The sequence below is a fragment of the Kutzneria sp. CA-103260 genome (assembly GCF_018263855.1).
GTDB lineage: Bacteria > Actinomycetota > Actinomycetes > Mycobacteriales > Pseudonocardiaceae > Kutzneria.
In genome coordinates this window covers 8564785-8588436 of record NZ_CP073318.1, presented here as the reverse complement: position 1 = coordinate 8588436, position 23652 = coordinate 8564785, and the positions used below count along the sequence as shown (strand labels likewise).

Sequence of the window (23652 nt, the reverse complement as noted above, 5' to 3'; positions counted from 1 at the left end):
CCTTCAGCGACAACCGTTGAACAATATATTTTCACCGGTTCGGGCGGCCAAGCTCCACCCCAGCGTGTGACGCCGTCGGTGCCACAGTGAGACCGGCCGGGCGTGCGTGACGTGGGCGGCGGCGGGGGATGGGCGCCTCGCCCCGCTCACGACAACTACGGTTGACCTCGTGAAGGAGCAACGCGCCGCGCACCTGTTCGCGCTGCTGGTGCTCGTGGTGACCGTCGGGCCGGTGGTGTCGATCTGGCTGTCGGTCATCGCGGCGGCGGCGCTGTTCGTGCCGCAGGTGCCGACCAGCTTCACCGGCGGTGGACTGCGCTCGATCGCCGTGCTCGCGGCCGCGTCGCTGCTGGTGTCCCAGGTGCTGGTGCCGGTCCTGCGCTGGGTGCCGGGTCGGCCATACCCTCGAATCGGCGCTGCGCTGTGTGCGCTAATTGGGTTGTTTGCCGGCGTGCTCGCCGCGATCCTGGCTTAGCGTGAATCACATGACCGAGCGAGCCGAGGTGATCGTCGTCGGCGGTGGTGTGATGGGCCTGTCCACGGCCTTCCATCTTGCCGAGGCGGGTGTGGACGTCCTGCTGCTGGAACGGGACGAACTCGGCTCCGGCAGCACCTGTCGGGCGGCCGGCGGCGTGCGGGCCCAGTTCTCCGACCCGGCCAACATCGAGCTGGCCCGGCGCTCGCTGGCCGCGTTCGAGCGGTTCGGTCAGCGGCCCGGCGCGGAGATCGACCTCCGTCAGCATGGCTACCTGTTCCTGCTCGACGACGAGGCCGACGTCGACGCGTTCGAAGCGGGCGTTCGGCTGCAGAACGAGCTCGGCGTGCCGAGCCGGATGCTGACCGTCGACCAGGCGCTCGAACTGTCGCCACTGGTCATCGGCGACGGCCTGCTCGCCGCCGCGTTCTCGCCGACGGACGGCCACTGCACGCCCGAGGCCGTGGTCCAGGGCTACGCCCGCGGCGCTCGGGCGCTGGGCGCCCGGATCCGTCGGCACTGCGAGGTGACCGGCATCGAAGTCGCGGACGGCGTGATCACCGGCGTGCGGACGACACAGGGACTTGTCGACACGTCGACCGTTGTCGTCGCGGCCGGCGCGTGGTCGGCGGCGGTCGGCGAGATGGCCGGCGTGCCGCTACCGGTGGTGCCGCTGCGGCGGCAGATCATCGTGACGTCGGAAATGCCGAATCTGCCCGCCGGCCTGCCGATGACCATTGATTTCGGCACCACGTTCTACTTCCACCCCGAGGGGCCGGGGCTGTTGGTCGGCATGTCCGACCCGGACCAGCAGCCGGGTTTCCACCTGAGCACCGGCGACGAGTGGCTGCCCGGGCTGGCCGACGCCGTGCAGCGGCGGGCGCCGGCGCTGGCCGAGGTCGGCATCGCCCACCGCTGGGCCGGGCTGTACGAGATGAGCCCCGACCACAACGCCCTGATCGGCGAGGCCGCCGACGTCAGCCGGCTGCTGTACGCGACCGGGTTCTCCGGGCACGGGTTCCTGCAGGGGCCGGCCGTCGGCGAGGTGCTGCGGGACCTGGTGCTCGGCGTGCCGCCCGTGGTCGACGTGTCCGGCCTGTCCGTCGACCGCTTCGCGGCCAGTTCGGAACGTCCCGAACTGAACTGCGTCTGATGCTGAACCCCATCCACCTTCGCACCCTGACCGAGGCGGTCCGGACCGGCTCGTTCGCCGAGACCGCGCGCCTGCTCGGCTACACGACTTCCGCCGTGTCGCAACAGATCGCCATGCTGGAACGGGCTGTCGGCGCCCAACTGTTCGAGCGCTCCGCCCGCAGCGTCCGGCCGACCGCCATCGCCGAGCGGATGGCGCTGCTCAGTCGGGACGCGCTCGCCGCACTGTCCGAACTGGAGCGTGAGGTGCGGGCCCTGACCCGTGGCGACGCCGGCACGCTGCGGCTGGCCAGCTTCGCCACCGCCAACGCCCGGATCATGGCCTCCACCCTGGCCGCCATCGTCGAACGCCGCCCCGGCGCCGATGTCCTGCTGGACGAGGGCGAACCCGACGAGGTGCTGGCCGGTGTGCTCGACGGCGACCGCGACGCCGCCGTCGTGTTCGCCTACGACCTCGATCCCCGGACCTGGCCTCGGGAACTCATCGCCACCCCGCTGCTGTCCGAGCCCCTGATGCTGGTCACCTCCCCCGCGCACCGCCTGGCCGCCCGGCCCGACGCGTCCCTTGTGGAGGTCGCCGACGAGCGCTGGATCTGCACCCGCAGCGACACCGCCGGCTCCAAGTCCCTGGAACGCCTCTGCGCCACCGCCGGCTTCGTCCCCCGCATCACCTTGCGCAGCAACGACTACGGCGTCGTCTGCTCACTGGTCCGCCGCGGCCTCGGCGTCGCCGTCGTGCCCAAGCTGGCCATCGGCGTCGACTCCGGCCTCGGTGTGCTGCGCATCGCCGACTCCGAGGTGTTCCGACGCATCCTCGCCCTGCACCGCCCCAGCAACACCAACCCCCTGCTGCCCATCGTGCTGGACGCGCTTCGGGCCCAGTGCCAGGCCATCGCCCAACGTTGGGGCTGAGCTCAGAGCTTTTTCATCCGAACGCGGCTGATGGAGTGGTCGGCTTCCTTGCGCAGCACCAGGGTCGCCCGGCCGCGGGTGGGCCGGATGTTGTTGACCAGGTTGGGCTCGTTGATCTCCTGCCAGATCTGGGTCGCCCGGGCCATGGCCTGCTCGTCGGTCAGCGACGCGAACCGGTGGAAGTACGAGGCGGGGTTGGCGAAGGCGGTGTCCCGCAGCTTGAGGAAGCGGCTGACGTACCACTGCTGGATGCAGTCGATGCGGGCGTCGACGTAGATCGAGAAGTCGAACAGGTCGGACACGGCGAGGCGGGCGCCGGGCTGGAGCACGTTGAGGCCCTCGACGATGAGGATGTCGGGCTGCCGCACCAGTTGCCGGGTGCCGGGCACGATGTCGTAGCTGAGGTGGGAGTAGACGGGCGCCTCGACCTCGGGGGCGCCGGCCTTGACGTCGGCGACGAAGCGGACCAGGGCGCGGCGGTCGTAGCTCTCCGGGAAACCCTTGCGGGTCATCAGGCCCCGCCGCTCCAGCTCGGCGTTGGGCAGCAGAAAGCCGTCGGTGGTGATCAGGTCGACCCGCGGGTGGTCGCTCCACCGGGCCAGCAGCGCCTGGAGGATGCGGGCGGTGGTGGATTTGCCCACGGCGACGCTGCCGGCGACGCCGATGATGAACGGGACCTTCTCGGACGGCTCGCCGAGGAAGGTCGTGGTGGCCGCGTGCAGCCTCTGCCGGGCGGCGACCTGAAGGTTGATCAGTCGGGACAGCGGCAGGTAGATGTCCGCGACCTCGTCCAGTGACACCCGGTCGCCGAGGCCCTGCAGGCGGTGCAGCTCGTCGGAGGTGAGGCTCATCGGCGTCGCCGCGCGCAGCTCACGCCAGTGCTCCCGCCCCAGTTCCACGTACGGGGTCAGATCCCGAGCTCGCGTCACGTGCACAGTCTCCCCGCCGGTCCGGGTTTCGTTCACCCCCGCGACACGTGATGTTGACGACGCTGAGCAGCCGACGGTTTGCCACGAACGGAGTAACCGTCGAGATCAAGTTGTCTCCGTTGGGTAACGATCTTATCGCGAGACATCGACGGTTTCCTGGGGCCGTAATCGTTTGCGTCGATGTGACCAGCGCAAACACTGACCTGTGGATAACTCGATGCGGCCATGATTCATGTGCGAGGCCGGCGATTTTCGTGACGCTCGGTGATAACCGAGATCGGCTCGTCTAGTCGATCTTCGCCTTGCGTCACGTCTGGGTGGCGTATCCCCAGGTCAAACACTATCGGGTGAGTCCAACGAAGCTGTCGTCACCCTGTCGAGTACTGTGACGCGGCGTTCCACACAGGACTTTCACCGAACGCGGCGCAATTCGCCTGTTCGGACTATGTGTCACGAGCTTCGGATACGCCCTTTCGGGGCAGTTTTGCTCGAACCGTGACACCGCAGGGCAGGTCAGAGGTCGGGGACCAGCGCTAGCAGGCAGTCAAACGAGGAGAGTCATGGCAAACCGGTTCCACCCGGGTCGTATCGCCGCCGCTGTGCTCGGCGCCTCGATCGCCCTGATGTCGGCGGCGCCGCTGGCGTTCGCGGACGCCCCGGCAGCTCAGGTCCCGGCGGACGGCACCTCGTCGGTGACCGCGACCCCGGTCGGCGGCGGGACACGCGGTGTCGACGTCGAACTGAAGAACGACAAGCAGCAGACGACGCCCGAGATCACCACGCTGATCGCGCTCAAGATCGAAGGCGTCAAGGACCCGGTCCTGACCTACTGCATCGGCCTCACGCGCAACATCCAGCGCGACGTCACGATGCACGAGGTCGACTGGGACAAGTACCCGAACCCCAGTGTGCTGTTCGACAAGAACAAGTCGCAGATCAACTGGGTGCTGCACAACTCGTACCCCACTGTGAAGCTGGCCGACCTGGCCAAGGCTGCGGGCATCCCGGACCTGACCCAGGAAGAGGCCGTCGGCGCGACCCAGTCCGCCATCTGGCACTTCAGCGACGGCGTCGACCTGATCAGCGCCAAGAACGGCGACAAGAACGGCAAGCCGTACTCCGACAAGGTCGTCCAGGACGTCGACAAGCTGTACCACTTCCTGACCGACAAGAACCCCGGTCTGGACCAGCCGAAGCCGACGCTGAACATCGTGTCGGACAACGCCAAGCAGAACGGCGACCTGGTCGGCCCGTTCGTCATCAAGAGCACCGCGACCGGCGACCTGAAGCTGGACACCAGCAAGTTCCCCAAGGGCGTCACGCTGACCGACGCCAAGGGCAACCCGGTCACCTCGGTCAAGGACGGCGACAGCGTCTTCGTCAAGATCGCTGACGGCACCGCCGCGGGCAACACGACGTTCGACATCTCCGCCGAGGCCACGCTGGAGCTCGGCCGCATCTTCGTCGGTGTCAAGGACACCCCGCAGCGGTGCAAGGACAACGGCACGGACCCCACGCACTGCACCCAGCCGCTGATCGTCGCGCAGGCCAGCAAGGTCACCGTGTCAGCCCAGGCCAAGGTCGCGTGGACCACCCCCACGCCGCCGACCACGACCACGCCGCCGACGACCACGACCACGGCGCCGCCGACCACGACCAGCAGCACCCCGTGTGTGCCGTCCACCTCGCCGAGCCCGACCACGACGACCAAGACGACCACCCCGGGCAACGGTGGCAGCACGACCGCCACGACCCCGGCTCCGACCTGCACCACGCCGACCCCGACCACCACGGCTGACACCAACACGCTGGCTTACACCGGCGCCTCGGTGATCGGCCCGGCCATCGCCGGTGTGGTGCTGATCGGCGCGGGCATCGGCGCGCTGTTCTTCGTCCGCCGCCGTAAGGCCAACCACAGCTGACAACAGCTGATCCGCTGAGCCATGTGGGGCCTCCCGTGTAAACGGGAGGCCCCACGGTTGTTTCGGTTAGGTACGCTCCGTTGTCGACCCTGACCTCGAAAGGTGGACAGTGAACGTCCCCAACGCGACTGAGCCCGCACAGTCCGACAGCACGCCCCGTGCCGGCCGCCGTCCGGTGATGGTGACGTGGCAGGGCCTGACCGGCCCCCGCCTCGAGTCGGCCCGGCTGGTGCTGTCCGAGAACCGGATCAAGGGCAGCGGCCGAGTGGTCGCGGCCGCCATCGGGGGGCACGAGGCCTACAACGCCTCGTTCGAGCTGTCCGTCGGTGAGGACGGCGTGGTGAGCCGGCTGCTGCTGCGCAGCACCACCGCGGAGGAAGAGCGCACCCTGTCGCTCAGCCGCACCGAGGACGGCCTGTGGATCGTCGACCGCGGCCGCGGCGCCGAGCGCCGTGACTTCGAGGGCGCGCTCGACGTGAACCTGCAGAGCAGCGTGCTGTTCAACGCCCTGCCGGTGCGCCGCCTCGGCCTGCACCGCGAGGCCGGCGAGCACGAGCTGCCGGTGGTCTGGGTGTCACTGCCGGACCTGTCGGTCAGCCTCGTCCACGAGCGCTACCGCACCGTCTCCGTGGACGAGAGCGGCAGCGTCCTCGCGTTCGACCGCGGCGACGCCTCGGTCGAGCTCAGCGTCGACCCCAACGGCCTGGTGGTCGAGTACCCGGGTCTGGCCCGCCGGGTCTGATCACAGCATCTGGACGATGGCGACGCTGCCGTCCAGTGAGGTCAGCCGGCCGCCCTTGTTGCCGAGGTCGCGGAGGTTGGCCAGGGCGCCCCGGGCCTCCAGGTCGACCTTGACGCCGTGCCGGGCGCCCGAGCGGTGCTGTTCCAACTCCCGCCGGGCCAGGTGCCCGGCGTTGACGGTGGCGGCGAGCCCACCGGTGGAGGCCAGCGAGCCGCGGGCGGCGCCGAGGCGGCCGAGGGCGTCGTCGACGGCGTCGAGCAGCGCGGCCCGGTTGCCCTCGCACATGGCCTGCACGAGCTCGGGCCGGCTGCCGGCGACCCGGGTGCCGTCGCCGAAGGCGCCGGCGGCCAGGGCCAACGACAGCGGACCGCCGGAGGCGCCGACGCTGGCCAGCACGGCGGCGAGCAGGTGCGGCAGGTGGGAGATACGGGCCACGGCGTCGTCGTGCGCGGAGGCGGAGGCCGGCACCACGTGGGCGCCGCAGGCCAACGCCAGCTGCACGACCTCGGTCCACACCTCCTGGTCGCTGTCGTCCTCGGTGGTGACGACCCAGGCGGCGTCCCGGAACAGCTCGGCCGAGCCGGCGGCCCACCCGGACCGGGAGGTGCCGGCCATCGGGTGCCCGCCGACGTACCGGGCGTACGGGTTGATCTTGCGGACGGCTTCCGACACCGCGCCCTTGACGCTGATGACGTCGGTGAGCCGACAGCCGGGCGCGTAGGCCGACACCGACCGCAGCACCTCGGCCAGCGCGGTCAGCGGCACGGCCAGCACGATGAGGGCGTCCTCCTCGTCCGCCCGGCGCAGCGCGTCGTCGACGCTGTCCTCGACGGTGAAGCCGGCGGCCCGCGCGGCCTCGGCATCTGTGGTGGACGCGGTGGCACCCCAGGTCGCCCGGCCGGCCGCGCTCGCGGCGCGCATGACGGACCCGCCGATCAGACCCATTCCGATCACACAAACAGGCAGCACGTGCCCCATCCTGCCGGCACGGGCGGACCTGGCGAAACCACCCCGGGTGTTAACGCAGCGAGTCGAGGGCGAAGGCGGCGTGCATGGCCACCCCGTGCTCCATCGCGGCCTCGTCGAACAGCACCCGGTTGGAGTGGTTGGGGGCGGCCTCGTCCAGCCCGATCGACGGCGGGCAGGCGCCCAGGAAGGCCATCGTGCCGGGAATCTGCCTGGTCACGTACGAGAAGTCCTCCGCGCCCATCATCGGGTCGATCATCGGCTCGCTGTAGCGCGACCCGAGCACCGAGCTGGCCAGGTCGAGCACGTTCGCGGCGACCTCGGGGTCGTTCGCGGTGATCGGGTAGCCGCGCTCGATCTGGAACGTCGCCGAGCAGCCGTAGGCGGCGGCAGTGTGCTCGCAGATCCGCTTGGCCTCGGTGTGCACCAGGGTGCGGGTGGTCTCGGAGAAGGTCCGGATGGTGCCCTCCAGCTCGGCGATCTCCGGGATGATGTTGCTGGTGGTGCCGGCGGCGATCTTGGCCACGGTGATCACGGCCGGCTCGGACGCGTTGACCCGGCGGGTGATCATCGTCTGCAGTGCGCCGACCATCGCCGCGGCGGCCGGCACCGGGTCGAGGGCCTTGTGCGGCTGCGAGGCGTGCCCGCCGCGGCCGATGACCCGGACCCGGAAGACGTCGGCGGCGGCCATGATCGGGCCGGGCCGGCTGGTGATCACGCCGGAGCGCACCGTCGAGGTGATGTGCAGCGCGAACGCCTTGTTCGCGAGCAGGCCGGACGCGCCGAGCACGCCTTCGTCGATCATGTGCTTGGCCCCGTGGTGGCCCTCCTCGCCGGGCTGGAACATGAACACCACGTGCCCGTTGAGAGCCTCCTTGCGGGCGCACAGCAGCCGGGCCGCCGAGGCGAGCATCGCCACGTGCGTGTCGTGCCCGCACGCGTGCATCGTCCCGTGCACCTCGGAGGCGAAGGCACAGCCGGTCTGCTCCGTCAGGGGCAACGCGTCCATGTCGGCCCGCAGCAGCACCGTGGGGCCCGGGCGGGCCCCGTGCAGCACCCCGACCACCGAATCGGTGGACTTGCCGGTCGTGACCTCCAGCGGCAGACCCTCCAGCGCGTGCAGCACCGCCGCCTGCGTCTGGGGGAGCCTCAGGCCCAGCTCAGGGTGCTTGTGCACCTGCCGGCGCAGCGCCACGGTCCGTGGCTGGAGCGCGCGGGCGGCCTCGATGAGACCAGCGAGCCTGGGGTCACCTGACTGGGTGGTTGCAGGGCGTGCCGCTGAAGTGGTCATCCAGCCATGGTCCCACCGTAACCTCCGTCTGGCCGATCTTCGTGAGGCCGGCTTGGGGGATAGTGCTTCCGGGTGACCGGCCCGGGCGCATACGGTGTGCACATGTCGGTGCACGAGCCGGTCGGTGGTTTCGGTGTCGCCGTCGTCCGGGAGGACGGCAAGTGGCGGTGCAGCTCGCTCGAACTGGACACCCTGAACGAGCTCGACGCCGCCATCACCGCGCTGCGGAAGATCCGGTCGACCGGGGCCCTGTTCGGCATGCTCAACGTCGACGACGAGTTCTTCGTGCTGCTGCGGCCCAGCCCCGGCGGGGTGTCCCTGCTGCTGTCCGACGCCGCCGCCGCGCTGGACTACGACATCGCCGCCGACGTGCTGGACCTGCTGCGCGTCGAGCCGCCCGACGACGAGGACGACGGCCTGTGGCCCGAGGGCGACCTGGCCATCCTGGCCGACCTGGGGATGCCCGAGGGTGAGCTGCAGGTGATCGTCGACGAGGTCGACCTCTACCCGGACGAGCAGCTTCAGATGATCGCCCAGCGCTGCGGCTTCAGCGCCGAGTTCGGCGCCCTCGTCGACCGTGTCCAGCAGTGACGAGGAGCTGGTCCGGGCCGCGCTGAGGGCCGCCCGCGAGGCCGGCGACGACATCCCCATCGGCGCCGTGGTGATCGACGCCGACGGCCGTGAGCTCGCCTCCGCGTGCAACGCCCGGGAACGCCTCGGCGACCCCACCGCCCACGCCGAGATCCTCGCCCTCCGCGCCGCTGCCACCGTCCTCGGCGACGGCTGGCGTCTGGAGGGCTGCACCCTCGCCGTCACCGTCGAGCCCTGCACCATGTGCGCCGGCGCCCTCGTCCTGGCCCGCGTCTCGCGCCTCGTGTTCGGCGCCTGGGAACCCAAGACCGGCGCCGTCGGCTCTCTCTGGGACGTCGTCCGCGACCGTCGCCTCAACCACCGCCCCGAGGTCCGCGGCGGCGTCCTCGAACAGGAGTGCGCCGCCCTCATGGACTCCTTCTTCACCGCCCGCCGCCCCCACGTGTAACCCGCTTCGACCCCTCCTGTAATGTTCTTACCGGTGGCGTGTCCGAGCGGCCGAAGGAGCACGCCTCGAAAGCGTGTGAGGGGAGACCCTCCGTGGGTTCAAATCCCACCGCCACCGCTGCTCAGAGCCCCGGCAACCGAACCTGGTTGCCGGGGCTCTGACATGTGGTTGCAGTTCTGGTCTCAGTTCGCCCGTGCAGGCCGCGGGCCTGTGTGGTCTGGCACCTTGGCGCGCTCGACAAACCGCTTCCACTCGTCGTGTCGGACCCTGGGTTCAGCGGCCGGAATGGCCCTCCTTACCGCGAACGGCGCAATCCCGACGACACGTTCGTACTAGCAGGTAACCGTTGCGCAAAAGCCTCCCTTCGTTCACTCAACCGGGGGAGGATGCCCCGACCACTGAGCTAGGAGGACGAGGGTGACCCCATCTCCACACCGCCGCAGAGCCCTGGCCGGCACGGCGGTGACCGCGCTGCTGTCGGCCGGCCTGGTCGTGACGGCGTCCCCGGCCACGGCGGCGCCGAGCGCCGATGCCGTGATCGCCGAGGTGTACGGGGGCGGCGGCAACGCCGGCGCCACCCTGACCTCCGACTACGTCGAGCTGGCCAACCGGGCCGCGGCGGCGGTGTCGGTGGACGGCTGGAGCGTGCAGTACCTGCCGGCGGCCCCGAAGCCGACGAGCACCTGGCAGGCGACGGTGCTGACCGGCAGCATCGCCCCGGGCGGCAAGTACCTGGTGGGTGAGGCGAAGGGCACCGGTGGCACGACGGCGCTGCCGACCGCGGACGCCACGGGCACGATCAACATGTCGGCGACGGCGGGCACGGTCGCCCTGGTAAGTGGCAAGGACCCGCTGACCTGTCTGACTGCGGCGGACTGCGCGGCGGATCCGCGGGTGCACGACCTGGTGGGCTTCGGCGGCGCGGTGGTGGTCGAGGGCACGAGCGCCCCGGCCCCGAGCAACACGACGGCGGTGACCCGCACGGCGGCTGACACCGACGACAACTCCAAGGACTTCGCCGCCGGCACGCCCGCCCCGACCAACAGCAAGGGCGAGACGACCGGTGGCGGCGGCACGACCCCGCCGACCGGCACCCCGGCCCGCATCCACGACATCCAGGGCACGACCCGCCTCTCGCCGCTGGTCGGCAAGCAGGTGGTCGACGTGCCGGGCATCGTGACCGGCGTCCGCTCCTTCGGCTCCAGCCAGGGCTTCTTCTTCCAGGACCCGAACCCGGACAGCGACCCGCGCACCAGCGAGGGCATCTTCGTCTACACCGGCTCGGCCAAGGTCGCCGTCCAGCCGGGCGACTCGATCAAGGTCGCCGGCAAGGTGTCGGAGTTCTACCCGGACGAGAGCGGCGCGAAGTCGCTCTACCAGTCCAACACGGAGATCGACTCGCCGACGGTCACGGTGCTCTCCTCGGGCAATCCGCTGCCGGCGGCCGAAATCCTGCACCCGGACACGGTGCCGACGGCCTTCGCCCCGACCGGCGGCAACATCGAGTCGCTCCAGTTGCAGCCGGACAAGTACGCGCTGGACTTCTTCGAGTCCCGTGAGGGCATGCGGGTCGAGGTGGACGACGCCCGCGTGGTCGGCCCGACCGACAAGTACAACGAGCTGTACGTGACGACCAAGCCGGCGCAGAACCCGAGCGTCCGCGGCGGCACGGTCTACCTGGGCTACGACGACAACAACTCGGGCCGGCTCGAGTTGCAGTCGCTGATCCCGTTCTCCCAGACGCCGTTCCCCAAGGCGAACGTGGGCGACAAGCTCACGGGCGCCACCGCGGGCCCGCTGGACTACACCCAGTTCGGCGGTTACGTGGTGCAGGCGACGCAGCTGGGTGGCCTGGTCTCGGGTGGCATCAAGCCGGAGACCACGGCCAAGCAGACCGTGGACGAGCTGGCGGTGGCCACCTACAACGTGGAGAACCTGGCGCCGACCGACCCGCAGGCCAAGTTCGACCGGCTGGCCGGCAACCTGGTGCACAACCTGGCCGCGCCGGACGTCGTGTCGCTGGAGGAGATCCAGGACAACTCCGGGGCCACCGACAACGGCGTGGTCGCGGCCGACCAGACGCTGCAGAAGTTCGCCGACGCCGTGGTGGCGGCGGGCGGCCCGCAGTACAAGTGGACGGAGATCGATCCGACCAACGACGCCGACGGCGGCCAGCCGGGCGGCAACATCCGGATCGCCTTCTTCTACAACCCGAAGCGGGTGTCCCTTGTGGACCGTCCGGGCGGCGACGCGACGACCGCGACGACGATCGTCAACAACCACGGGCAGGCCGAGCTGTCGATCTCGCCGGGCCGCGTCGACCCGACCAACCCGGCCTGGACCGCCAGCCGCAAGCCGCTGGCCGCCGAGTTCCGGTTCCAGGGCCGCGAGGTCATCGTGATCGGCAATCACCTGGTGTCCAAGCTCGGCGACCAGCCGGACGTGGGTCGCAACCAGCCGCCGACCCGCAGCTCTGAGGTGCAGCGCGGGCAGCAGACGGCGGCGCTGCGGGCGTTCGTCGACCAGATCCTGGCGGTGAACAAGAAGGCCAACATCGTCATTCCGGGCGACTTCAACGACATGCAGTTCTCGCCGACGGTGGCCACCCTCACCGCCGGTGGCAAGCTGCGTGACCTGGTGAACGAGCTGCCGGCCAACCAGCGCTACAGCTACGTCTACCAGGGCAACTCCGAGGTGCTCGACCACCTGCTGGTCAGCACCGCGCCGCGTGGCGTGCAGTACGACGTGGTGCACGTCAACGCCGAGTTCGCCGACCAGGCCAGCGACCACGACCCGCAGGTGGTCCGGTTCCGGCCCAGCACCGGCAACGAGCTGTTGGACCAGCTGCTCGACCTGGCCCACCTGTTCGCCCCGCCGGCCAAGTAGCCGATGACTGGAAGGGGGCTTTCCTGGCGTTGAACGCTAGGAAAGCCCCCTTCCTGGCATTGTGGGGGGTGTGACACAACCCCGGGCCGGCCAGGTGTTGGCGGCGAATCTGAAGGTGCTGCGCGAGCGCAGCGGCCTGTCGCTGTCCGAGCTGGCCCGCCGCTCCGGTATCGCCAAGGGCACGCTGTCCCAGCTGGAGTCCGGGGCCGGCAATCCCACCATCGAGACCGTGTTCAGTTTGTCGAACGCCTTGAGTGTGCCGGTGTCGAGCCTGCTGACGTTGCGCAGCGACCCGGACGTGGTCCTGGTGCGCTCGGCCGACCTGGACGTGCTCAGCAGCAACGCGGTCGACCTGCGGATGCTGCGCCGGCTGGACGTCACCGAGACCGTGTTCGAGGTCTACGACCAGCGGGTCCGCCCCGGCCAGCAGCAGCACTCCGACGGGCACGCCGGCATCGAGCACGTCACCGTGGTCACCGGCCGGCTGCTGATCGGCCCGCCGGACGACCCGTACGAGCTGGGCCCCGGCGACTACGTGAGCTTCCCGGCCGACCGGCCGCACATCTACCGGGCGGTCGAGGAGCCGGTGCTGTCTGTGCTGATGCTCCAGTACCCCTCGGATGCCGGCCCGCCGGCCTTGACCTGCGCCACCCCGGACCCGTAGCGTTCATTTTAACGAACGGAGGTGTCCGTGCACGTTGTGGTCGTAGGCGCCGGGGCAATCGGCGCGGCCTGCGCCGAGGCCCTCAGCGCGGCCGGCGTGGCGGTCACCGTGGTCGACCGGAGCGGCCCGGCCGCCGGCACGACCGGCGCCTGCGAGGGCAACGTGCTGGTCTCGGACAAGGAACCCGGGCCGGAACTGGAACTGGCCCAGGCCTCCCGCCGGCAACTCCCGGAACTGCTGGCGAAACTGGCCGACGAGCTCGGGCCGGAGCTGTCCGATGTGGAATGGGAACCCAAGGGCGGCCTGGTCGTCGGGACCACGGATCCGGGGCCGCTGCGCGAATTCGCGGCCCGGCAACGAGAAGCCGGCGTGCAGGCGCACCAGATCACCGCGCAAGAGGCGTTCGAGCTGGAGCCGAACCTGACCCGCGAGATCACCGCGGCCGTCCACTACCCCGAAGACGGCCAGGTGCAACCCGTGCTGCTGGCCACCACGCTGCTTTCCGCCGTGCGGCAGCGTGGCGGCCAGCTCCTCTCCGGCGTGACCGCGCTCGGCGCGACCGGAAAAGCCCTGGTGACGGACAGCGGGACCATCGCCTGCGATCACATCGTCAACGCCTGCGGTCCATGGGCCGGGGAGCTCGCCGCTCGACTGGGCGCGCCGATCCCGGTGCTGCCCCGGCGCGGTCTGATCCTGGTGACCACGCCGGTGGCGGATCTGGTGCGGCACAAGGTGTACGACGCGGACTACGTCGGCGCGGTGGCCAGCGGCGACGCCGATCTCCAGACCTCGACGGTGGTGGAGTCCACGCCGGCCGGCACCGTGCTGATCGGCTCCAGCCGGCAGCGGGTCGGCTTCGACGACACCATCCAGGTCGACGTCCTGCGTGAGCTGGCTGCCAAGGCGATCCGGCTCTTTCCCAAGCTGGCCACCGTGAACGTGATGCGGGCGTATGGCGGATTCCGGCCGTACATGCCGGATCACCTGCCGGTCATCGGCGAAGATCCCCGCAGGCCGGGCCTCTGGCACGCCACCGGCCACGAGGGTGCCGGCATCGGCCTGGCCGTGGCCACCGGCCGCCTGCTGGCGGAGCTGATGACCGGCCAGAATCCGCATCTCGACCCGACGCCGTTCCGGGTCGACCGGCCGGGGCTGGCGGCATGAACGTCACGGTCAACGGCCAACCGACGACGGTCGAACCCGGCCGGACGATCGCCGCCGTGGTGCCGAACATCGGCGTCTTCTGCGCCATCGGCGTCTGCCACGGCTGCCTGGTCACGGTCAATGGCGTGCCGGATGTCCGGGCCTGCCAACGGGTTCTGCGCGAGGGTGACGAGGTGAGCACCCGATGACCGTCGTTGTGGTCGGCGCCGGACCGGCTGGTGTCAACGCCGCTGTCACGGCGGCGAGAGCCGGCCAGGACGTGCTGCTGATCGACTCCGCGCCTCGGATCGGCGGGCAGTATCACCGACAGTCCTTCCGGGCCAAGGAGATCCGCGTTGCCCATGACCGCGTGCGACACCTGCCGGAGACCCAGGTCTGGGCGATCGAAGGCAACCGCCTGCATCTCACCGGTTCTCGTGTCGTCACGGCATCGAAGCTGATCCTGGCCACTGGCGCGTACGACCGCACCCTGCCGTTCCCCGGCTGGGACCTGCCCGGCGTCTACACCGCCGGTGCGGCCCAGGCGATGGCCAAGGGACAAGGAATTTCCTTGGGCCGCAACGTGGTCGTCGCCGGGACCGGGCCGTTCCTGCTGCCGGTGGCCAGCTCGCTGCTGGACGTCGGGGCCAAGGTACGGGTGTTCGAGGCGAATTCCCCGTCACGCGACTGGCTCGGCGAACCGAAGGCGTTGATCGCCGGCCGGAGCAAGCTCAAAGAGCTCGCTCGGTACGCCAAGGTCGCCCCGTACTTCCGTGAACGCAGCGCGGTGATCGCCGCGCACGGCGACGACCGGGTTCGCGAAGTCACCGTGGCCAAGCTCGACGCCGACTGGAATCCCTTGCAGACCAAGCGAATTCCGGTCGACGCGGTCTGTGTCGGCTACGGCTTCGTGCCGCAGCTCGAACTGGCCATCTCGGCCGGCTGCCGGCTGCGCGACGGCTTCGTCGAGGTCGACGCGCAGCAGCGAACCTCGGTGCCGTGGGTCTTCGCGGCCGGTGAGATCACCGGCATCGGCGGCGCGGAACTGGCGGCCCACGAGGGCGTCATCGCTGGCGCCGCAGCCGCCGGCACAACATCTGAACTGACCGTCGACCGGCGCTTCGCTGAGGCCCTGACCAGGGTGTATCCGATCAAGCCGGGTTGGCGGAGCTGGCTCACCGACGACACGATCATCTGCCGCTGCGAGAAAGTCACCCACCACAAGCTGCGGGCGGCCACCCACCGCGGCACCACGGCGACCCGGGCCGTGAAGCTCACCAGCCGCGCCGGACTCGGCCCCTGCCAGGGCCGCATCTGCGGCGCGACCGTGGCCGACCTGCTCGATCTCGATCCCACCACCTTCGCCCGCCGGCCGATCGCCACCCCGATCCCGCTGGGCGACCTCGCCGCCAATCCCGTGGAGGAGCCATGATCTTCGATGGAGTTGTGGTCGCGACCGCGCTGCCGTACCACGACGATCTGAGCATCGACTTCGACCGCTACGCCGAGCACTGCCGCTGGCTGATCGACAACGGCTGCCACGGCGTCGGCCCCAACGGCTCGCTCGGCGAGTACTCGTCGCTCACCGACGACGAGCGCCGGGCCGTGGCCAGGACCGCCATCGACACCGTCGGGGACGACGGCATCGTGGTCGTCGGCGTGCACGCGCCGGGCTCGCACCAGGCCAGGCGCTGGGCCGAACTGGCCGCCGAGGACGGCGCGGACGGCCTGCTCTGCCTGCCACCGACCATGTACCGGGCCAACGACCGCGAGGTGATCGACCACTTCGCCGCCGTGGCCTCGGTCGGACTGCCGGTGATGGTCTACAACAACCCCTTCGACACCAAGGTCGACCTCACGCCGCAGTTGCTGCGTGAGATCAGCCAGATCGACAACGTGCTGGCGGTCAAGGAGTTCTCCGGCGACGTCCGCCGCGTGCTGGAGATCCGCGAGCAGGCCCCGGGCCTCGCGATCGCCGCCGGCGCGGACGACGTGTTGCTGGAGGCGGTGCTGATGGGCGCGACCGGCTGGTTCGCCGGCTTCCCCAACGCCTATCCGGCCGAGTCGGTGGAGCTGTTCAACCTGGCCCGGGAAGGTCGGGTCGAGGAGGCCCGCAAGCTGTACGAGCGCCTGGTCGCGGTGTTCCGCTGGGACTCGCGGACCGAGTTCGTGCAGGCCATCAAGTACGTGATGGACAAGATCGGCCGTTACGGCGGCCCGTGCCGGCCGCCGCGCGGCCCGCTGACCGAGGCCAACCGCGCCCGGTTGGACGCCGATCTCGCCCGGATGGCCTGACATGCGGGCAAGTAGGTACTTCACGGCGGTCGACTCGCACACCGAGGGCATGCCGACGCGGGTGATCACCGGCGGCGTCGGGCCCATCCCCGGGGCCACCATGGCCGAGCGGCGCGAGCACTTCGTCAAGAACATGGACCACATCCGGCAGTTCCTGGTGAACGAACCGCGGGGGCACGCCGCCATGAGCGGCGCGATCCTGCAGCCGTCGACCCGGCCGGACGCCGACTGGGGTGTGCTCTACATCGAGGTCTCCGGCTGCCTGCCGATGTGCGGGCACGGCACCATCGGCGTGGCGACCGTGTTGGTGGAGACCGGCATGGTCGAGGTCACCGAACCGGTCACGACCGTGCGGCTGGACACTCCGGCGGGTCTGGTGGTCGCCGAGGTCAACGTGCGTGACGGCCGCGCGGAATCGGTGCGGTTCCAGAACGTGCCGGCGTACGCCCACGAACTCGACGGCGTGGTGGATGTGCCGGGTCTGGGCGAGGTCCGCTACGACATGGCCTACGGTGGCAACTTCTACGCCATCCTGCCGATCGAATCGCTGGGCATAACCTTCGACGTCAAGGAGAAGAAACGGATGCTGGCGACCGGTCTGTCCATTATGGACGCTATCAACGCGCAGCGACGGCCCGTGCACCGCGAAGATCCCGGCATCGCCGGCTGCAAGCACGTCCAGCTGGTCGCTCCCGGCGAGGACGGCAGTGACGCGCGCAACGCCATGGTGATCCACCCCGGCTGGTTCGACCGGTCGCCCTGCGGAACCGGGACCAGCGCGCGGATGGCCCAGCTGCACGCCCGCGGCGAGCTGGCGCTGCACACCGACTTCGTGAACGAGTCGCTGCTGGGCACCCGGTTCACCGGGCGGCTGGTGGCCGAGACCTCACAGGGCGTGACCCCGACGATCGAAGGCCGCGCCTGGCTGACCGGCATGGCACAGTACTTGCTGGACCCAACCGACCCGTTCCCGAACGGGTTCACGCTGTGAGGAGTGCTCGACATGATTGATCGGCCGGCGAGGCGCGACCCGTCCAGGCTGGTCGAGGCGACCGGATTCCGGTCCTCGGTCGGAACCGGCTGGGGCGACGCGGCGCGGGAGGTCCGGCTGACCCCGGGCGCGGCCGAGGCGGCCGCCGCGCACCGGGCCCGGCTGTCCGCGGAGTTCCCGGGGCAGCGCATCGCCGTGGCGTCCGGGCGGGCCCCGATCCGTGCCAACGACACCGACTACGACTTCCGCCCGGACAGCGACTTCTCGTGGCTGACCGGCTGCAACGCCGAGGGCGCGGTGCTGCTGATGCTGCCGGTCGCCGGCGGGCACGAGGCCGTCCTGCTGCTGCGGGAACCCGCGCGCCCGGGCGACCCGGAGTTCTTCGGCAGCGCCCGCGACGGCGAGCTGTGGATCGGGCCGGTGCCCGGGCTGGCCGAATGGGGCGAGGCGCTCGGCCTGACCTGCCGGCGCATCGAGGACCTGCCCGGCCTGCTGCGCGGCCAGCACCCGGCGGTCAATGCCACCGGCGGCGTCGAGCCGATGCTGGACGCCCTCGGCTACGGCAACAGCGCCGGCCTGCGCACCACCCTCGCCGAGCTGCGCCGGTTCAAGGACGCGTGGGAGATCGGCCAGCTCCAGGCGGCCGTCGACGCCACCGTGCTCGGCTTCGCCGAGGTCGCCGGCGAGCTGCCGATGGCCATCAAGGGCGGCGGCGAACGCTGGCTCCAGGGCACCTTCGACCGCCGTGCCCGCACCAGCGGCAACGCCCCCGGCTACGCCTCGATCCTGGCCGCCGGGCCGCACGCCCCGGTGCTGCACTGGGTTCGCTGCGACGGCGACGTGCCGGCCGACGGGCTGCTGCTCATGGACGCCGGCGTCGAGGTCAACACCTACTACACCGCTGACGTGACCCGGACCTTCCCGGTCAGCGGCAAGTTCAGCGACCCGCAGCGGCAGGTGTACGAGCTCGTGCTCAAGGCCCACCTGGCCGCCATGGCCGACGTGCGGCCCGGCGCCGAGTACCGGGCGTTCCACCACACCGCCATGCGGGTGCTCGCCGAGGGCCTGCACGACTGGGGCCTGCTGCCCGTCTCCGTCGACGAGGCCCTGGACCCCGACGGCCAGCACCACCGGCGCTACATCGTCTGCGGCGTCGGCCACTTCCTCGGGCTCGAGGTGCACGACTGCGCCCGGGCCCGGGCCGAGGCGTACCACGAGGGCACCCTCGCCGCCGGCATGGCGCTGACCGTCGAGCCGGGCCTCTACTTCCACCCCAACGACCTCACCGTGCCGCCGGAGCTGCGGGGCATCGGCGTGCGCATCGAGGACGACCTGGTCGTCACCGACACCGGGGCCGACGTGCTGTCCTCGGCGCTGCCCATCACCGCCGACGGCATTGAGGAGTGGGTCAGCGGCTGTCTTCGGGGCTGACCAGCTCCAGTTCCAGTTGCGGCGAGACGTGGTCGGCCGCTGCCTGCCTGACCTGTGGTGAGCGCAGGCAGCGGCCGCACGTCACCGGGTCGTTGGTCGGCTCGAACCGGGTGAAGTCCCAGGTGCCCGTGCCCACGTGACAGCTCGGGGCCGGGATCAGCATCTCGCCCAGCCACCGCTGTAAATGCACCGCGTGCACCGTCGTCGAACTGCCCAGCCGCCCGTTGCGCTGGTCGAACCGGCTGCGGGCGTGGGCCGCCGTCCCCTCCAGGAGCGCGCTCAGCGGATCCGTCACCCCACCAGCCTGACACGAGGGTCTGACATCTGTGGAAACAGCAGAGGCCCCGCCGTGTCGGCGGGGCCTCTGACCTGCGGAGGATACGGGATTTGAACCCGTGAGGGGTTTAATCCCCAACACGATTTCCAGTCGTGCGCCCTAGGCCACTAGGCGAATCCTCCGTGGGGGAGCTTACCGGAGGGGGTATTTGCCAGCCAAAACGGCTGGTGAGGGGCTTATGGGCGGGTGCGGTCGGGGTTCGCTCAGCTCCGGGCGCGGGTGCCGGCGTAGACGTATTTCCAGCGGCCGTGGGTGGGTTCGGCCGGGCGCTCGTAGACGATGACCGGCGAGGCGGCCAGGGCGGCCTTCAGCTTCTCGCGGTTGCGTTCCTTGGGCAGCTGCGGGAACTCCCAGCGCGGCAGCACGGGGACCCCGTCCCGCTGCGCCGGGACCTTGATCGTCCGGCCGTCCTCGGGACCGCCGAACAGCTCGATGTCGATCTCAGGCCGTGTGTCCTCCGCCATGGCCCGGGATCCTGCTCCCGCCGCCTCAAGACCGCCCGCCGAGCAATCCCATCGGGGGACCCGCTACACTGTCCGTGGACCTCGTGCGGTGTCCATCCTGTGAACCTCCCCAGGGCCGGAAGGCAGCAAGGATAAGCGGGCTCTGACAGGTGCGCGGGGTCCCCTTTTTTTGCCCGGACCAGGTCCGGCACTGGACTGTCGGACCACCGCAGTAGGGTCGTACCCGTGGCGCTCGCCCTCTACCGCAAGTACCGGCCCGCGACCTTTGCCGAGGTCGTCGGCCAGGATCACGTCACCGAGCCGCTGCGGGCCGCGTTGGCCGCGGGGCGGGTGAACCACGCCTATCTGTTCTCGGGGCCGCGGGGCTGCGGCAAGACGTCCAGCGCCCGCATCCTGGCCCGCTCGCTGAACTGCGTGCAGGGCCCGACGCCGAATCCGTGCGGGGTGTGCAACTCCTGCGTGGGCCTGGCCCCGGGCGGCTCGGGCACGGTGGACGTGGTGGAGCTGGACGCGGCCAGCCACGGCGGTGTGGACGACGCCCGAGAGCTGCGCGACCGGGCCTTCTACGCGCCGGCGGAGGCCCGCTACCGGGTCTTCATCATCGACGAGGCGCACATGGTCACCACGCAGGGCTTCAACGCCCTGCTGAAGATCGTGGAGGAGCCGCCGGAGCACCTCATCTTCGTGTTCGCCACCACCGAGCCGGAGAAGGTGCTGCCGACCATCCGGTCCCGCACCCACCACTACCCGTTCCGGCTGATCCCGCCGGGCACGCTGCGCGGCCTGCTGGAGAGCATCTGCGGCGACGAGGGCGTGAAGGTCGAGCCGGCGGTGTACCCGCTGGTGCTGCGCGCGGGCGGTGGCTCGGCCCGCGACACGCTGTCGGTGATGGACCAGCTGCTGGCCGGCGCGGGCGAGGAGGGCGTCACCTACGAGCGGGCGATCTCGCTGCTCGGCGTGACGGACGTGGCCCTGATCGACGAGATGGTGCGCGGCCTGTCGGCCAACGACGGCTCGGCGGTGTACGGCACGCTGGACCGGGTCGTCGAGGCCGGCCACGACCCCCGGCGGTTCGCGGCGGACCTGCTGGAGCGGCTGCGTGACCTGGTGCTGCTGTCGGCGGTGCCGGACGCGGGCCAGCGCGGGCTGATCAACGCGCCGGAGGACGAGCTGGCGCAGATGCGGGACCAGGTCACCGGCCTCGGCCCGGCCACGCTCACCCGGTACGCCGAGATCGTGCACGCCGGCCTGATCGAGATGCGCGGCGCGACGGCTCCCCGGCTGGTGCTGGAACTGCTGTGCTCCCGGATGATGCTGCCGGCCGCCAGTGCCACGGATGCCGCGCTGCTGCAACGGATCGAGCAGCTGGAGCACCGCCCGGTCGCGGCAGCCGGCGCAGTCGCCGCCGAAGCGCAGGCGCCGGTCGCGAACAAGTTCCAGCGGCCTTCGCAGCGTGCGGCGGAACCCGAACAGCCCGCCCCGCCGCAAGCCACGGCACCGCAGCCCGCGGCGGCACCGGCGCAGCCGCCGGCAGAGCCGCAGGTCCAGGCCCCGGCACCTCGGCAACCGGAACCCCAGCCTCAGGTCCAGGCTCCGCCGCCGGAACCCGAGCCGGCCCCGGCTCCCGCGGCCGCGAGCGACGGCGGTGTGGACGTGGCGACGCTGCGCCGGCTGTGGTCGCAGCTGCTGGCGGCGATCCCCAGCAAGTCGACGCAAGCCATGCTGATGAACGCCGCCGTGCAGTCCGTGGACGGCAACACCGTCACCATCGCGCACACCTCGGCCCCGCTGGCCCGCCGCCTCGCCGCGGCCCAGAACCAGGACGCCATCGCGGCCGCCGTCGGCACCGTTGTCGGCGGTGCCTGGCAGGTCAAGGTCGTGCACGGCGAGGCCGGCGGTGGCCCGGGCGCGATGGCCGCCCCGGCGGCGGCCCCGCCGCGGCAGCGCCCCGTCGCCCCGACCCGGCCCAGCCAGGCGGCCCGGCCGCAGCCCGAGGTGCAGCCGACGCCGGTCGCCCCCCGGCCACCGGCCCCGGCCGTGGACGACATCCCGCTGCCGCCGGAGCCGGACGAGCCCGCCGAACCGGAGCCGGCGCCGGAGCCGGAGAGCGAAGAGTCGATGATGGCCGAGGCGGCCCGGGTGCCCGAGCCGGGCGAGCTCGTCGACCGCCGCGACCCGCACGACGTGCTGCTGGAGATGCTGAACGAGGAGCTCGGCGCGGTCCCGATCGAGAAGAAGGCTAAGCCAGCTGGCGGGTGACGAACTCGATCGCCCGGGGATAGGTGGCCAGCTTGTTGTCCAGGTTGGCCATCTGGTGCCCCTCGTTGTCGTGCACCACCAGCTCGCACTCGACGCCGTTGCCGCGCACCGCCGCCACCAGCTGCTCGGCCTCGCTCAGCGGCACCCGCGGGTCGTTGGCCCCGTGCACCACGAACAGGGGCGCCCTGATCTGGTCGACCTTGTTCATCGGGGACGCCTCCTCCAGGAAGTCCCGGTCGCGGTCCAGCCAGCCGTACTCCCGCTCCCGCAGCCGCCGCCGGTACGGCGAGGTGTTCTCCAGGAACGTGACGAGCGAGGAGATGCCGACGATGTCCACGCCGGCCGCCCACCGCTCCGGCAGGAACGCCAGCCCGGCCAGCACCAGGTAGCCGCCGTAGGACCGGCCCCACAGCGCGACCTTCGCCGGGTCGACCCCGATCGACGGCAGCCAGTCGTGCAGCACCGCCAGGTCCTGGATCGAGTCCAGCCGCTTACGCCGGTCGTCGGCGGCGTAGTACGTCTTGCCGTAACCGATGGATCCTCGGATGTTCGGCACCACGACCACGTGCCCGGCGGCCACCAGTCCCTGCACCAGCGGGTCGAACCGGCGCTGCGACTGACCCTCGGGACCGCCGTGCAGGAAAAGCACCGCTGAGGTGCCGCTGCCGTAGACGAAGCACGGGATCTGGCCGTTGGCGCGGACATGCGTCGGCTCCACCAGGCCGGCCTGCTGCGAGCCGGTGTCGGTCAGCGACGTGACCTTGGCCGAGTCCAGGTCGACCAGCAGCACGTCCATCGGGATCGTCGGCGAGCTGAAGGTCAGCGCCACGTACCGGGAGTTCGGCGAGAACACCGGATCCGGCAGGGGATAGGAGAGCCAGCCGTCCGCGGGCAACTGGATCTCGTCGAGCTGGCGGCCGGTCGTGCCGTCGTGCACGGTCAGCCGGGCCACGCCGTCGACGTTGGTCATCACCAGCAGCTTGCGGCCGTCCGGGGACAGCCAGCCGGTCAGGTCGTGCCGCTCGGCGGCGACCAGCCAGGTCCAGTGGGCCGACGCCAGGTCGTAGCGGGCCACCGCCTTGAACTCGCGGTCCCGGTTGCTGGTGACGATCAGCCCGGAGCCGTCGGGCAGCCAGCCGACGTGCCCGATGTTGGTCTCCTCGTCGGCACCGGTCAGCTCGACCACCTGGTCGTCCTCGGTCTCCGGCATGGTGTCGAGCAGCAGCAGCTGCATCGAGTTGGCCTGGTCGGCGCCGATGGTGGTGGCCAGGTAGCGGCTGTCCGGGGACAGCTTGGCGTCGAGCTGGGAGCCGCCGCGGTCGTAGACGACCTCCTCAGCTCCGCTGAACACGTTGCGCACCGCGACGTCGAAGTCGACCTTGTTGCGCCGGTTGGTGGCGTACACGACACGGCCGGGCAGCACGCCCATCAGCCGGTGGATGTAGCGCTCGTCGTGCACCAGCGGCGTGAACTCCTGGTCGCCCAGGCTCAGCAGCGACAGCTGCCCGCGTTCGTTGCCGCCGCTGTCGTGCTCGACGACCACGGCTCGCTCGCCCTTGACGTACTTGGCCGTGCTCACACCGGTCAGATGCGGCAATGGCGTCGCCGTGCCGTCCGCCGCCAGCTCGACGAGCTGCACCCGGCCCGTCTCGTCCGACCCGGCCAGCACCCGCCCCTCGTCGTCGACGTCGAACGCCCGCCAGGTGTGCAGTTCCAGAAGTCGCCTCACGTCCAGCCCCATGGATCCACCCTGT

22 protein-coding genes, 2 tRNA genes and 1 other RNA gene are annotated in these 23652 nt (G+C 70.8%); 18 read left to right on the top strand and 7 right to left on the bottom strand.

Translation table 11 applies throughout. The annotated features are described in order from the left end of the window. The first annotated feature begins 169 nt into the window (after nt 1-169). The 3 genes from JJ691_RS37875 to JJ691_RS37865 are packed head-to-tail and all read left to right on the top strand — an operon-like array spanning nt 170 to nt 2539. Nucleotides 170-475, top strand: coding sequence for a hypothetical protein (locus JJ691_RS37875; protein ID WP_211764315.1), 306 nt, complete (start codon nt 170-172; stop codon nt 473-475). Between the two features lie 10 nt (nt 476-485). Then, nucleotides 486-1628 (top strand): NAD(P)/FAD-dependent oxidoreductase, encoded by a 1143-nt coding sequence (locus JJ691_RS37870; RefSeq protein ID WP_211764314.1) that lies wholly within the window; start codon nt 486-488, stop codon nt 1626-1628. Then, nucleotides 1628-2539, top strand: coding sequence for a LysR family transcriptional regulator (locus JJ691_RS37865; RefSeq protein WP_211764313.1), 912 nt, complete (start codon nt 1628-1630; stop codon nt 2537-2539). The genes JJ691_RS37870 and JJ691_RS37865 overlap by 1 nt, the downstream gene beginning before the upstream one ends. Before the next feature lie 2 nt (nt 2540-2541). On the opposite strand, the gene coaA is transcribed toward JJ691_RS37865, so the two are convergent. Continuing rightward, nucleotides 2542-3468: a type I pantothenate kinase gene (gene coaA / locus JJ691_RS37860; protein ID WP_211764312.1), complete on the bottom strand. Its 927-nt coding sequence runs from the start codon at nt 3466-3468 to the stop codon at nt 2542-2544. A 560-nt stretch (nt 3469-4028) separates the two neighbouring features. Here coaA and JJ691_RS37855 point away from each other — a divergent pair. Further along, nucleotides 4029-5390: a thioester domain-containing protein gene (locus JJ691_RS37855; protein ID WP_211764311.1), complete on the top strand. Its 1362-nt coding sequence runs from the start codon at nt 4029-4031 to the stop codon at nt 5388-5390. A 109-nt stretch (nt 5391-5499) separates the two neighbouring features. Beyond that, a complete protein-coding gene (locus JJ691_RS37850; RefSeq protein WP_211764310.1) occupies nt 5500-6132 on the top strand; it encodes a putative glycolipid-binding domain-containing protein in 633 nt (210 codons plus the stop codon). Here the strand turns inward: JJ691_RS37850 and JJ691_RS37845 are convergent, their stop codons facing one another. Together JJ691_RS37845 and JJ691_RS37840 are read right to left on the bottom strand one after the other, a co-directional pair. Then, complete coding sequence (locus JJ691_RS37845; protein WP_442912505.1) at nt 6133-7086, bottom strand: prephenate dehydrogenase; 954 nt, start codon at nt 7084-7086, stop codon at nt 6133-6135. Nucleotides 7087-7150: 64 nt separating this feature from the next. Further along, nucleotides 7151-8389, bottom strand: a complete 1239-nt coding sequence (locus tag JJ691_RS37840) for a M20 metallopeptidase family protein (RefSeq protein WP_211764308.1) — start codon at nt 8387-8389, stop codon at nt 7151-7153. Between the two features lie 102 nt (nt 8390-8491). On the opposite strand from JJ691_RS37840, the gene JJ691_RS37835 reads away from it, so the two are divergent. The 11 genes from JJ691_RS37835 (at nt 8492) to JJ691_RS37785 (ending at nt 18838) form a co-directional block, all read left to right on the top strand. Then, entirely contained in the window at nt 8492-8980 is a 489-nt protein-coding gene (locus JJ691_RS37835) for a tRNA adenosine deaminase-associated protein (protein WP_211764307.1), read from the top strand. Next, entirely contained in the window at nt 8967-9428 is a 462-nt protein-coding gene (locus JJ691_RS37830; protein WP_211764306.1) for a nucleoside deaminase, read from the top strand. Before JJ691_RS37835 ends, JJ691_RS37830 begins: the two co-directional genes overlap by 14 nt. Before the next feature lie 32 nt (nt 9429-9460). Beyond that, nucleotides 9461-9545 (top strand) — tRNA-Ser (locus JJ691_RS37825). A 300-nt stretch (nt 9546-9845) separates the two neighbouring features. Then, nucleotides 9846-12314: an endonuclease/exonuclease/phosphatase family protein gene (locus tag JJ691_RS37820; RefSeq protein ID WP_305874106.1), complete on the top strand. Its 2469-nt coding sequence runs from the start codon at nt 9846-9848 to the stop codon at nt 12312-12314. Nucleotides 12315-12384: 70 nt separating this feature from the next. Beyond that, on the top strand, nt 12385-12978 hold the full coding sequence (locus JJ691_RS37815) for a helix-turn-helix domain-containing protein (protein ID WP_211764305.1): 594 nt from the start codon (nt 12385-12387) through the stop codon (nt 12976-12978). Nucleotides 12979-13014: 36 nt separating this feature from the next. Continuing rightward, complete coding sequence (locus JJ691_RS37810) at nt 13015-14142, top strand: NAD(P)/FAD-dependent oxidoreductase (RefSeq protein ID WP_211771962.1); 1128 nt, start codon at nt 13015-13017, stop codon at nt 14140-14142. Further along, nucleotides 14139-14330: a 2Fe-2S iron-sulfur cluster-binding protein gene (locus tag JJ691_RS37805; protein WP_211764304.1), complete on the top strand. Its 192-nt coding sequence runs from the start codon at nt 14139-14141 to the stop codon at nt 14328-14330. Before JJ691_RS37810 ends, JJ691_RS37805 begins: the two co-directional genes overlap by 4 nt. Next, nucleotides 14327-15553: an FAD/NAD(P)-dependent oxidoreductase gene (locus tag JJ691_RS37800; protein WP_211764303.1), complete on the top strand. Its 1227-nt coding sequence runs from the start codon at nt 14327-14329 to the stop codon at nt 15551-15553. The genes JJ691_RS37805 and JJ691_RS37800 overlap by 4 nt, the downstream gene beginning before the upstream one ends. Next, a complete protein-coding gene (locus JJ691_RS37795) occupies nt 15550-16416 on the top strand; it encodes a dihydrodipicolinate synthase family protein (RefSeq protein ID WP_211764302.1) in 867 nt (288 codons plus the stop codon). Before JJ691_RS37800 ends, JJ691_RS37795 begins: the two co-directional genes overlap by 4 nt. Nucleotide 16417: 1 nt before the next feature. Then, on the top strand, nt 16418-17407 hold the full coding sequence (locus JJ691_RS37790; RefSeq protein WP_211764301.1) for a proline racemase family protein: 990 nt from the start codon (nt 16418-16420) through the stop codon (nt 17405-17407). Nucleotides 17408-17419: 12 nt separating this feature from the next. Further along, complete coding sequence (locus JJ691_RS37785) at nt 17420-18838, top strand: aminopeptidase P family protein (RefSeq protein ID WP_211764300.1); 1419 nt, start codon at nt 17420-17422, stop codon at nt 18836-18838. Here JJ691_RS37785 and JJ691_RS37780 read toward each other — a convergent pair. The 3 genes from JJ691_RS37780 to JJ691_RS37770 form a co-directional block, all read right to left on the bottom strand. Beyond that, nucleotides 18816-19133, bottom strand: coding sequence for a hypothetical protein (locus JJ691_RS37780; RefSeq protein ID WP_211764299.1), 318 nt, complete (start codon nt 19131-19133; stop codon nt 18816-18818). The genes JJ691_RS37785 and JJ691_RS37780 overlap by 23 nt on opposite strands. A gap of 77 nt (nt 19134-19210) precedes the next feature. Then, a tRNA-Ser gene (locus JJ691_RS37775) sits at nt 19211-19297 on the bottom strand. 81 nt (nt 19298-19378) lie between these two features. Continuing rightward, a complete protein-coding gene (locus JJ691_RS37770) occupies nt 19379-19639 on the bottom strand; it encodes a hypothetical protein (RefSeq protein ID WP_211764298.1) in 261 nt (86 codons plus the stop codon). A gap of 73 nt (nt 19640-19712) precedes the next feature. On the opposite strand from JJ691_RS37770, the gene ffs reads away from it, so the two are divergent. Next, an RNA gene (gene ffs, locus JJ691_RS37765) (signal recognition particle sRNA small type) lies at nt 19713-19807 on the top strand. A gap of 57 nt (nt 19808-19864) precedes the next feature. Continuing rightward, nucleotides 19865-21898, top strand: coding sequence for a DNA polymerase III subunit gamma and tau (locus tag JJ691_RS37760; RefSeq protein ID WP_211764297.1), 2034 nt, complete (start codon nt 19865-19867; stop codon nt 21896-21898). On the opposite strand, the gene JJ691_RS37755 is transcribed toward JJ691_RS37760, so the two are convergent. Beyond that, nucleotides 21879-23639: a S9 family peptidase gene (locus JJ691_RS37755; protein WP_211764296.1), complete on the bottom strand. Its 1761-nt coding sequence runs from the start codon at nt 23637-23639 to the stop codon at nt 21879-21881. The genes JJ691_RS37760 and JJ691_RS37755 overlap by 20 nt on opposite strands. Nucleotides 23640-23652 lie beyond the last annotated feature (13 nt).